This window comes from Bacillus sp. RIT 809, from assembly GCF_016892495.1.
GTDB classification, from domain to species: Bacteria; Bacillota; Bacilli; order Bacillales; family Bacillaceae_G; genus Bacillus_A; species Bacillus_A cereus_U.
Genome location: NZ_JAFEMR010000048.1, coordinates 1 through 11,721 on the forward strand (window position 1 = coordinate 1; position 11,721 = coordinate 11,721).

The window sequence follows — 11,721 nt, forward strand, 5'->3', positions numbered from 1 at the left end:
ATCACTACGGTCCTTTTCTCTCTCTTATGCAAACACTATGACTGTGTAACTTTATTAGAAACAAGTAATTTTTCAATACATATAGGTAACATATCTAATAGCGTTTCAAATGCGTAATTTACGTCCAGACGCTCCGTCCATTGATGTGCATCTTTTCCTACCGGCCCCATATTTAATACTGGAACGTCAAACTCTTCTAATTCCTGAAGTGGAATTGAATAACCTTTATCCCATAATGGCATATTGTCTACAAGAGAACTCATTGAGTCCAATGGGTTTTGTAAGCCCACATAGCTCAAGTCTGAAATTCCTCCAAAATAATTTTGATTTTCAAATGTAATGCTATGATTATAGTGGGCATACTTTTCCATTTCTACAACTACCTCTTTAATTAAAGGATTGTTGCGTGAACTCACAGCTGGATAGTATGGCGGAGCAAAGAAAAGTACAATCATCGGAGCCTTTTCTTTACATAAGATAGATAATTTGTCTACTAAATCAATGGTTACCGCACGATCATCTTTATCTTCTCTATTTTTTATAATATTAGATTGAATTTCATCTATTTTTTCTCTTCCATGTTGTTCAATTGCATAAGTGATAAGCTCTTCATACGTTAATACATTTACTTTGAGATTAGGCGGTATGAACGGATTATGCTTAGAAAAATGATACGCTCGCTCCTCATACGATTCTTCGATTTTCTCTGCTACTTTCGTTACTTTTTGACGTAATAATGAAACTACATCTGTCATCGTTTTTTCTAGTAAAAACAAGTTAAATAATGTGACAGCACGATGAGGAATTTGTACAGAATAATCCTCCTTTAAATCTCTTTGAAGCAAGTTAGTTGGTGGTGGACTCGCTTCACCATCTACAATATCACAAAGGTCCGTATTCAACTCTAATTCTGCTGTTAATAATGCAGCCATATAACTCCCATTTAATCCTGCAAAAGGTTCGCCTACATGTGTCTCTTTTCCATAGCAAAGGAAACCAGGTAACACCTTACCAATAGAACCAGTATAAATATACTTATTTTGGTCACCAGGATGCCTTGAAAACATAGGCTCTGAATTTAGAACCGTTTTATACTCTAAGTCATGTTCTCTTGCTAAGTCTAATAATCTCGGAACAGCAGCCCTCATCCCTACAGAGTTCACTTCTTCATCTGGAACAGCTAATAAAAGAACATTCCCATCAAATTTTCCTTCACAAGCTTGCTCAACCATTGCCATTTGTAAAGCTAGACCACATTTCATATCCATTGTTCCTCTACCAAATAGCCAATCTCCTTGTTCTATATCTTCACGTACATGATCTGGTAGCTCATCTTTATGAGAATAAAACATAGATGTTAGCTTTTTAGGGTTAAATGCATCTTCTTTCCACACTCCGTAATCTTGTACATCTACAACATCAAAGTGACTAACAAGAATTACGGTATTTTTCGTACTATCACTTTTCTTTACTAGCGCTGTAACAAAATATCTTCCATCCCCGGTCGGATTTTTTTGCAAATGATGCGGATTTTGTTTGAAATACTGTAAGTCTGATAATTGTCCTACAACAAAGTCTGGTAATATAACTTCAGCTTCTGAACCTGTAATACTAGGAATTTCAACAAGATTGCTTAATAATTGCACTAATTGTTCTTTTGATTGCCACTTTGACATATAAATCCCCCTATTTTTCCGCATTATGAAAATCAATTCCAATATATGAATAAAAAATGACGACAGCTATCAAAATTATAATTCTGATGTACTGCCGATTTTTATTGATATTTCATGAGCTGCTTGTTTTACCTTACTAATAAGAAAAGATAGTCGATCATCATTAATGCGATGACTAATTAACCCAACACTTAATGCTCCTACTACTTTATGATTAAATCCGATAATAGGTGCAGCTACTGAAGCTGTCCCTTCTGTTTTTTCACCATAACTGACAGCATATCCTTCATTTCTTATTTGCTTTATTTGATCGAAAAGAATTTGCTTTTGTTCTGGTAAAGAAGAAAGTAAATGTTCTACAATGTGTTCCATTTCATTCGTGTTCATATTGGCAAGCATCGTTTTATTTGCGGCGCCAATTGAAAGTGGAATCTGTTCCCCTAAGTTATCGATAACTCGAATTTTTAAAGGGCTATCAATTCTTTCAATGATAATAGAATGTGTTCCATTTGGAATGTTCAAATAAACACTTTCTTCAACTTCAGAGGCCAAACGCTTCATTACTTCTCTTGCAACAGATCTGTAGTCTACCTTCTCCAATTGACGTAATCCTATTTCCATCCACATTGGCCCAATCTTGTACTGTTTTGTTTCTGAAATTTGCGTAACTAACCCATGCTCCATCAAAGAGTTCAGTAACCTATGTACTGTACTAACCGGGAGATGTGTTCTATCAGCTATATCAGAAATAGCCCAATACTCTTTTTCATTTGTAGAATTCAGTAACTTAATAATACCTATCGCTCGATCAATGGACTGTACCATAACTCGCCTCAACTTTACTTGTAGTATGTTTAGCCTAATTAACTATCAATTTAACAAAAATTCAAACTGAAATCAATTAATTTATTTAATTTTCTAAAAATAGAGATATAACACTATCAAAAAAATGAAAACGTAAACAAAAAAATATTGACTTTTCTTTTTAATTATCTGAAAATTAGAACAAGATTTCACATCACGGAATACATTCCATAATACGGAAAAATATCAATCTTCATACTACCAATTATGAAAGTGAGGAAAACAATGACGCAAGTAAACAATACAAACAATGAATTAAAGCGCACGATGAAAGGTAGACATTTATTCATGATTGCACTCGGTGGTGTGATTGGAACGGGGTTATTTAACGGATCTGGTTTTATTATAAGTCAAGCTGGACCTGGTGGATCCGTACTTGCCTTTATGGCCGGTGGATTATTAATGTATCTCGTTATGCTATGTCTTGGTGAGCTTGCTGTAGCAATGCCAGTTTCAGGTTCCTTCCAGGAATATGCCACTAAGTTCATCAATCCCGCAACTGGATTTACCATCGGATGGTTGTATTGGCTAAGCTGGGCGAATACGACTGGTCTTGAATTTACAACTGCTGGTATTACAATGCAGCGATGGTTTCCTGATATTCCTGTCTGGGTTTGGTGTTTAATATTTGGTGTTACAATATTCACTATTAACGCATTATCTGCTCGTAGTTATGCAGAAACAGAATTTTGGTTTTCAAGTATAAAAGTATCTGCCATTATCGCTTTCATTATTCTTGGCGGCGCCGCTATGTTCGGTTTTATTGATTTAAAAGGAAACGAACCCGCTCCGCTTCTTTCAAATTTCGTAAATCATGGTGGTTTATTCCCAAATGGACTTGCCGCTATTCTTTTAACAATGGTTACAGTCAATTATTCCTTCCAAGGTACAGAACTTGTTGGAATCGCAGCAGGTGAAAGTGAAGATCCAGCAAAGACTTTACCTCGTTCTATTAGAAATATAATATGGCGCACGATGTTTTTCTTCGTCTTAGCAATCTTTGTTCTCGTGGCTTTAATTCCTTGGGAAGAGGCAGGATTAACAAAGAGTCCGTTTGTTGCTGTATTTGATAATATAGGTATTCCATATGCAGCTGATATTATGAACTTTGTTATTCTTACTGCTGTTCTTTCTGTCGCAAACTCAGGACTGTACGCCGCAACTCGAATGCTTTGGTCATTATCAAAAAATGATATGGCTCCAGCCTTTTTAAAGAAATTATCATCACGAGGGATACCTCTAAACGCTTTACTCTTGACGATAGCTATTTCTGCTTTTTCTCTTTTGACAAGCGTTGTAGCTGCTGAAACGGTTTACTTATGGCTGATTTCAATTTCTGGAGTCATTACAATTATTGTTTGGATGTCAATTTGTGTTTCTCAATTCTTTTTCCGTAAACATTATTTAGCCGAAGGTGGAAAATTAGAAGACTTAAAATTTAAAACTCCACTTTATCCACTTGTACCAATTCTTGGTTTTGGATTGTATGGCATTATATTAATAAGTCTTATCTTTATCCCAAGTCAGAGACTAGGAATCTATTGCACTGTACCATTTATCATCTTTTGCTACACCTACTATCACTTTAAGATAAAGAAAAGAATTGCTACTAACACTCATACAGAGACTAAAATTAGCGAAACTTCTTAATACTATACTTAAAAGCCCGCACATTGCTTTTACTTCATGTGCGGGCTTTTCTCATTGCTTTATTCATTTTTCCAGGTCCCCTATTCCCCCTTACTATTGCAAGGATTATTTAGGCGAACTATAAGTTGAAGAGTTATCCTCAAACGAGTCAGTATTGCTATACCCCTTAGCTCAGATTTCAATTGTATCTTGCTTTTGTTTCCCAAGTTCTGCGAAGAATGATGTCGGTATCGTTAATGTAGTAAATGCTACACCAGCAATTATGATTTTTTACTGTTCATAAGTTGCTGATTTTCCTTACTATTACTCTTTTGTTTTGATATATTAAATACATACTACGTCACATTAAAAATTAAAAGACAGACAGGAGTTAGATACGATGATAAAAGGTTTCGGAGGAATATTTTGGAGAACTAAGAATCTTGATGTTATAAAAAAATGGTACAGTGAAGTGTTGAAGATTGAAATAGAAAATTGGAATGGGACTGTGATTAAACCCGAATTAGGAACTGAGACTATCTTTTCTTTCTTTGCCGAAAATGACAGTTATTTTCCTACAGAACAACAAGTGATGTTAAATTTCCAAGTACATAATCTAAACGAGACTATTCAGCATCTTGAACAAATTGGTGTACCTCTTGAAAAGAAAGAAGAGATTAGTGAATTTGGAAAGTTTATTTGGATTAAAGATCCTGAAGGTCGATTGATCGAACTTTGGGAGAAATAGCCGGTTGTAATCATTTGCTATTAAGCTAACAGGTGCTTTAGTTCAATAAAAAAGTTGATTCCTTTGAAGTGCACCTTCGTTTATTAGACACAGTCTAACAATCGGAGGTGCACTTTTTTAATCTAAATTAATACTTTTAATAAAATCAAAATGATTTTCATCAGCTAATTTATCGATATAACCTGTTATATACAGATTTGCTTTAGATACTTCTGTATTCTTAAACTCAGAATAAAAATCAGGAGAAAATGATACTTCTAAAACAATACTATCCCCAGGTTTAATGTTTAACTTATTACCTTTAGCTAACACTCTAAATGGATTTGTTGTTTGTCCAGATTTTGTAGGTGATTTAGGAAATGAAAACATAACATTATTTTGTGCAATAACATAATCGGTATTATTAGTCATTTTTATTTTATAAGATATTTCAGTGTTCATATTAATATTTTTAGAAATTAATTCATACACTATTCCATTTTCAATATCTGCTTGTTTAAAAGTAATATTATTTTTACTAGAACAAGCACTCAAAATAAAAAACAAAACCAATATGATTATTCCACATTCTTTTTTCATTGATTTATTACCACCTATCAGTAAACACTATATTCTCTTTGGATTGTCATACCATTTGAAACGTACGTAACACTAATGGTACTCTAAAATCTAGAATTAGAACCGATAATGACAGTAGCGTCCAGTTCCTTGTTTCTAGCCACTTTCGTGCTAAGCCCAGCACCAGCAAAGATTTCAAAGGCCTGGGGTGCCTGAACTTCGCTTGTCTCTATCAAAAGATGTCCATCCAAAGCTAACCAAAGTAATGCTTCTTCTGCCACTCTTCGCAGAATGTTAAGACCATCCTCACCTCCGTCAAGCGTCACATTTGGTTCATGTAGGCGTGCCTCCCTGGGGAGAAACTTTATTATTTCGGTAGGAACGTAAGGTACGTTCGCAACTAGGATATTTACATGGCCCTTAAGTGAGTGGGGTAGAGCTTTATACAAGTCACCTTCAAATGCATGACCGCCAAAATTCGTTACATTGCGGCCAGCGCATTGCACTGCGATAGGGTCAATGTCAACAGAATACAATTCCACTCGTCCCAAAGCTGCTGCCAGTGCAGCGCCCACAGCACCTGATCCACAGCATAGGTCAACAATGATATCACTAGAACGTGACAGAGCCTCTGTTTGATGAACAAGGAACTCGGTACGTTTACGCGGTACAAAAACGCCTCGATCCACTTCTATTCGTAGACCACAAAACTCCGTCCATCCAACAACATATTCCAGAGGTAAACCGTTGACTCGCATTTCTACCATTTTCATAAGGTCCTCTGGAGTTAGTGCCTCTAAAATAAGTAACCGGGTCTCATCTTCTGCGAAAACACAACCGGCGCTCCGAAGCTTGCTAACTATATATTCTTCCATTTTCATATCCAAAGAGAAATTTGTTTTATTCTCTATATTATCTCACCACTTTTGATAAAGTTTGTTTGTAATTCAAAATTCGTTAAAAATAGCTAATATCCTTCTTCAATAATCCGGCTCTTACATAAACCGTAATTTGATGGACATATTCTTCTATGACCACCTCTTTCCCTTCTATATAGAGTACTCTTTTCAATTTCTGTTTTCGTCAAATCTAATTAACAGAGATATAAACGAAAATACATATTTTTACACTATTTCGATTTATATATACAAACTATAATTTTAACGTTTTGGGCTATTTGCTTTGCTTAAGTTGATGGGTACTACCCCATACCCATCAACTTAAGATCTCATAATACCCCAAAACGAAAATTCTATTCATTTTTGACTACTGATAAGTGGGGGGATGTTAACTACAAAACCTCTGACTGGAGTAGCGCCCCATCGCCATCAAGCTAAAAAATTGTATCCATTATTGACTTCCCTTTGACTGTATTTAATATACTGGAATCTATTTTTCAAACTTAGATGTTGCGTTCCCTGCTAAATAAAATCCCCTAACTTATCCCCAAATGTAGCAAAGTTAGGGGATTTTATTAGTATCGCGTCTTTCTTACAAATTGCTTAACTTTATGTCACATCAAAAGGCATTTTATGAAAACACAAAGAATTAGTACATATCGAAGTATTTTTCGTTGAAGGAGTGATTATGTTGAAGTATTTAACAAAGTCGAAAAATTCATCAACAGGTCTGAGGAGGTTTTTAGAATCCCATCCGTTAACTTCATTTTTTGTAATGGCATATTTATTCTCATGGGTTGTATTAATTCCATTTATCTTATCTCAATGGGGTATTTTTCCTAAAACAAAATCGTTTGATATGTTCTTTATTGCCAATGCATTTGTAGGACCTATGTTAGCGGCATATATCATGTTTCGAGCTATTGAAGGCAAAGAATCATGGAAAAACATTAGAAAAAGCATCAGACAGACTAAAGTTGGTTTAAAGTGGTACTTGTTTACTCTTATCGTCCTCCCTGCTGTGATGTTTCTGGGGATGGTGATATTAAATGGAGGGATACCCACTTTCCAAGGTCTTACTTCTAAATTTTTTGTGACCTATCCCATCTATTTTGTAGCTGTCTTCTTTGGAGGTGGACCACTCCCTGAGGAAATCGGATGGCGGGGGTTCGCCTTGCCTCGATTACAGTCGAAATTTGGACCATTAAAAGCAACATTACTACTGGGTGTTTTGTGGGCTTTTTGGCATCTTCCACATTTCTTAACGGTTGCACAAAAGGGCGGACCAGGTTCTGACCTTTCTCTCCTTTATTTTCATTTGCCGCTTTTTATTTTGCTGTGTTTGCCGGTTTCTATTATTCTCACTTGGATGTATAACTGCCATCGCGGTAACTTATTTATTGTCATGCTGGCTCATACGAGTATAAATACGTTTAGCTTGATACAACCTTATTCGACCAACCCTGTTTTGAAAAATTCGGATTTATTTGTCGGGATAGGATTAGGCTTTGTTGCTTTGCTTGTTCTTATTTTCACACGAGGCAATCTTGGATATAAACAAACTTCTCATGAAGTAGGATTCAGTAACAATGAAAATATAAGTAAATAACTTGTTCTAATAGGGGTACCGCCACATCGCTATCAAGCTAAGAAATACAAATACCCCCAAAATGAGAAAATTGTACATCTTCATGTGAAAATGTACAATTTTCTCATTTTGGGGGTGTTATAAAATTCTTAAGTTGATGGGCATGGGGTACTACCCCTCTTTGAAATATTTCAGTTCAAAATGAAATAACATTTCGACATAAAATATCAATCTATCTATACATTACGACAACAGCCTTAGATAACTGAATTTTCAGTATACTAAATGATATTACTCAAACAACCTCGAATATTGTAATACAGTGAAACTTTAATCAGTGGGTTTTTTTTCATCCCCCACTGATTATTAGCCCTCACCAATCGGGCGTTTACGGGCAGCCCGACTCCCACCTAACTTCTTTGCTCCATCCGAATTTTGAAGTGGGAGTTTTACTACCCGCAAATAGCGGGATAAATATACATAAGGAGGTTGATCTATTTTATTTCGTTCATTTACAAATGGATGTGTTGCCCTTGTGCAGCGTTTCTTACCAGAACCGTTTATTTTATCATGCTTATTAACCGTTTTCGTTATCTTCTTCGGCATGTTTGCAACGCACCAAACATCAGTTGAAATGATTACGCATTGGGGCAATGGCATTTGGGGACTTCTCGCCTTTTCTATGCAAATGGCTCTTGTACTCGTGACAGAATCTGCATTAGCAAACGCTCCTCTTATTAAAAAAGGATTAACGAAAGCAGCGAAACTACCGAAAACGAATGGACAAGGTATTATTGCAATTTCAATCGTAAGTTTACTAGGAGCGTACATAAACTGGGGATTTGGTATTGTTGTATCTGTTTTATATGCAAAAGAAGTGGCAAGACAGTTAGAAGGATTAGATTATAGGTTGGCAATTGCTTCTTCCTACTCTGGATTTCTCATTTGGCATGCAGGCCTTTCTGCTTCTATCCCTCTTACGTTAGCAACAGGCGGCGAAACGTTAATCAAAACGACCGCTGGAAGTATTAAAGAAGCGATTCCAATAACAGAAACGTTATTCTCACCATACGCTCTCGTTCCAGTTCTTATCTTTCTCGTTACGATGCCTCTCATTAATAAAGCAATGCATCCAGATGAAAAACATACGATTACAGTAGACCCTAGCGTGTTCCATGAAGAGGCTGCCGCTCAAGAAGTAGAGCAAAAAACATTCGCTGAAAAAATGGAAAATAGTATGATTATTACACTTTGCATCGGGTTATTAGGTCTTATTTATATTTTTAACTATTTTAGTACGAAAGGCTTTAACCTTACACTTGATATCGTTATTTTTATGTTATTGATTGCCGGTCTTATTTTCCACCGTACACCGATTCAATATATTCGCGCTTTCTCTGACTCAACTAAGAGTGCTTCAGGCATTTTACTTCAGTTTCCGTTCTATGCTGGAATTATGGGGATGATGATTGGAGTAAATAGTGAAGGGCTTTCGCTTGGAGGAGCTATTTCTACTTTCTTTATTAGTATTTCAAATGAAACCACATTCCCGCTCTTTACATTTTTAAGTGCTGGCATTGTAAATATTTTCGTTCCATCTGGAGGCGGTCAATGGGCAGTGCAAGCACCAATTATGATTCCAGCTGGCGCTGAACTTGGTGTACCTGCCGCGAAAACAGCGATGGCAATTGCATGGGGCGATGCTTGGACAAATTTAATTCAACCTTTTTGGGCATTACCGGCATTAGCGATAGCTGGTTTAGGCGCTCGTGATATTATGGGATTTTGTGTTGTTAACTTACTATATGCAGGATTTATCATTAGTCTATGTTTCTTATTTATTTAAACGAAAAGCTAGTTTTATACTAGCTTTTTTATATAATAAATCATTCGTTATCTATACAGCTTATTACCTTCCTCCACTCTACCTCTGCATGATTTAATGCTTCATATGTAAACAAATCTTCACACACTTTTCCAATCATATGAGGATTGTTCTTAAGGAAATTCCACTGCAATACTTTAGGAAGAAAATATGTTTCATATTCTTTACTTCCCTTTATTACCTCATCAACTTCTCTTTCACAAATTCCTCTTATTAAATAATCATTTCTTAATTGTATTTGAATTTGTTGAAACGTTTCGCTGTATTTCTTCAATTGGACTAAACAATTAATATACGTACGCAAAAGTTCGTCATCACAATTGCAACACTTTATAATACGATCTATTTCATTCATAATGTACGAGCCTTTTCTTCTATTTGTAATAGCCATTTTTCACGCTTCTCTAGTTTACTCGTTTTCACAGATTGAAACACTGACCGTTTTATATCGCGAATACCACAAAAACGTAAAACCCCTCGTTTCATCATAATCCAATCCGCTGATCGATATAATAGGGCCACATACCATAACGGTGAGTCTAACGTATTAATAACCCACGCCTTCTTTCCTTTCAATAACCCTTTTGGTAATGACCCCTCATATTTATAAGCAAATCCAGCTACAAAAATACGATCGATAAATCCTTTTAAAATAGCAGGCATGCCCCACCACCATATCGGATATATGAAAAGAAGAATATCCGCCGCTTTCACTAATTCTCTATATCGCTTCGTCTCTTCTTCATTTAGTAAATCACGTCTTTTCTTCTCTTCATTAAATACAAGCACTGGATCAAATTGTTCTTTATGTAAATCAAGTAGCGTAACAGAATGATTTGTTTCCCCAAGTCCTTTTTGCACATGCTCTAAAATTGCCCCGTTTAGGCTTGAAGGATTAGGATGAGCGTATATAATTAGTACGTTCACTACAAAACAACTCCCTCTTTAATTAAAGTTTCCCCTTCTTTAACATCTTCTCTACGATTTGCACATTTTTCGAACCTTGTAACAAACGATTTAATACTGTTAGTAACTCGTCTTTTTCTAAACCTTTCAATTGCTCTTTAACTGTACTCTCGCCAGCACCTTGAATATCATACACAACCGCCGCCATATGCTTACAATAATTTTCGTACGGACACTCGCAGCTACTTTCTGCAAAATCTTCAAGATCAATAACTACTTCATAATTTCCTGCATTACCAGTCACAAAAGCAAATACTTTATTATCATGTACTTCAACATCTTCTACATGTCCCTCTTCATAATATTCATAACCTCTATCAACAATGTATTTCGGAATATACCTATGTAGTTCTTTTAATAAATATGCGTACATAACAACACCTCTTCCTTTAATTCCCTTTTGACTTCCAAAATCCTGCATGTTATTCTAATAACTGTCAAGTAGCGAGTCTACGTGACAAACGACTGACACCTATTCGGCGGAGGTGTCTCTTTTCATTTGCAGCCGATATGAAGTGCCTCTTTCAGGCACATTCAATCTTTGACACTACACACTCAACACCATTCCCTGTATCAGGCTGCTTTAGCAGTCTTTTACGCTACATACTTCGTTATTTCAAGACAAAAAGAGAGCTTAGCTCCCTTTTCCCGCTTTATAAAATACCCCTTTTTCAGCATAGCGATATTCATCATCAGCTAAAGTAATTTTCCCATCCAGTTTGAGTTCATCTAATAGTCTTGATAAATAAAATTGATGTAACATTTTTTTAGTGAATTTTCCTTCATGATGCGAAACGATATGTTCTTGAATATCTAACAATGATATTGGCTTATCTTGCTCTATCATATATTCATAAACTGTACTACGCAGTTTTACGTATTTTTCGAGTGTCACAGTACTTCGCAAC

The 11,721-nt window shown here is 35.8% G+C and carries 12 protein-coding genes; 4 read left to right on the forward strand and 8 right to left on the reverse strand.

Features of this window, described 5'->3' with window-relative positions:
- Positions 1-35 precede the first annotated feature (35 nt).
- Complete coding sequence (locus JTF23_RS26925) at positions 36-1,676, reverse strand: M20/M25/M40 family metallo-hydrolase (RefSeq protein ID WP_016105460.1); 1,641 nt, start codon at positions 1,674-1,676, stop codon at positions 36-38.
- Between the two features lie 75 nt (positions 1,677-1,751).
- Positions 1,752-2,501, reverse strand: a complete 750-nt coding sequence (locus JTF23_RS26930) for an IclR family transcriptional regulator (protein WP_002120836.1) — start codon at positions 2,499-2,501, stop codon at positions 1,752-1,754.
- 264 nt (positions 2,502-2,765) lie between these two features.
- Between JTF23_RS26930 and JTF23_RS26935 the strand changes: the two genes are divergently transcribed.
- Together JTF23_RS26935 and JTF23_RS26940 are read left to right on the forward strand one after the other, a co-directional pair.
- Positions 2,766-4,190 (forward strand): amino acid permease, encoded by a 1,425-nt coding sequence (locus JTF23_RS26935; protein ID WP_002161112.1) that lies wholly within the window; start codon positions 2,766-2,768, stop codon positions 4,188-4,190.
- Between the two features lie 379 nt (positions 4,191-4,569).
- Entirely contained in the window at positions 4,570-4,917 is a 348-nt protein-coding gene (locus JTF23_RS26940) for a VOC family protein (RefSeq protein WP_002033235.1), read from the forward strand.
- Between the two features lie 117 nt (positions 4,918-5,034).
- Here JTF23_RS26940 and JTF23_RS26945 read toward each other — a convergent pair whose 3' ends face one another.
- On the reverse strand, positions 5,035-5,496 hold the full coding sequence (locus tag JTF23_RS26945; protein ID WP_204210242.1) for a hypothetical protein: 462 nt from the start codon (positions 5,494-5,496) through the stop codon (positions 5,035-5,037).
- An 83-nt stretch (positions 5,497-5,579) separates the two neighbouring features.
- The gene (locus tag JTF23_RS26950; protein ID WP_204210244.1) at positions 5,580-6,350 is read right to left on the reverse strand and encodes a putative protein N(5)-glutamine methyltransferase; all 771 of its coding nucleotides are present in this window, start codon (positions 6,348-6,350) and stop codon (positions 5,580-5,582) included.
- A 712-nt stretch (positions 6,351-7,062) separates the two neighbouring features.
- On the opposite strand from JTF23_RS26950, the gene JTF23_RS26955 reads away from it, so the two are divergent.
- Together JTF23_RS26955 and JTF23_RS26960 are read left to right on the forward strand one after the other, a co-directional pair.
- Complete coding sequence (locus JTF23_RS26955; protein WP_204210246.1) at positions 7,063-7,983, forward strand: CPBP family intramembrane glutamic endopeptidase; 921 nt, start codon at positions 7,063-7,065, stop codon at positions 7,981-7,983.
- Between the two features lie 475 nt (positions 7,984-8,458).
- Entirely contained in the window at positions 8,459-9,808 is a 1,350-nt protein-coding gene (locus JTF23_RS26960; RefSeq protein WP_204210248.1) for a short-chain fatty acid transporter, read from the forward strand.
- Positions 9,809-9,848: 40 nt separating this feature from the next.
- Here the strand turns inward: JTF23_RS26960 and JTF23_RS26965 are convergent, their stop codons facing one another.
- The 4 genes from JTF23_RS26965 to JTF23_RS26980 form a co-directional block, all read right to left on the reverse strand.
- Positions 9,849-10,202: a group-specific protein gene (locus tag JTF23_RS26965; protein WP_204210249.1), complete on the reverse strand. Its 354-nt coding sequence runs from the start codon at positions 10,200-10,202 to the stop codon at positions 9,849-9,851.
- Positions 10,199-10,774 carry an NAD(P)H-dependent oxidoreductase gene (locus JTF23_RS26970; protein ID WP_002161107.1) on the reverse strand — a complete coding sequence of 192 codons (576 nt, stop codon included), beginning with the start codon at positions 10,772-10,774 and terminating at the stop codon, positions 10,199-10,201. Before JTF23_RS26970 ends, JTF23_RS26965 begins: the two co-directional genes overlap by 4 nt.
- A 22-nt stretch (positions 10,775-10,796) precedes the next feature.
- Positions 10,797-11,186, reverse strand: coding sequence for an SWIM zinc finger family protein (locus tag JTF23_RS26975; protein WP_204210247.1), 390 nt, complete (start codon positions 11,184-11,186; stop codon positions 10,797-10,799).
- Between the two features lie 261 nt (positions 11,187-11,447).
- A complete protein-coding gene (locus JTF23_RS26980) occupies positions 11,448-11,720 on the reverse strand; it encodes a hypothetical protein (protein ID WP_085960913.1) in 273 nt (90 codons plus the stop codon).
- Position 11,721: the final 1 nt, after the last annotated feature.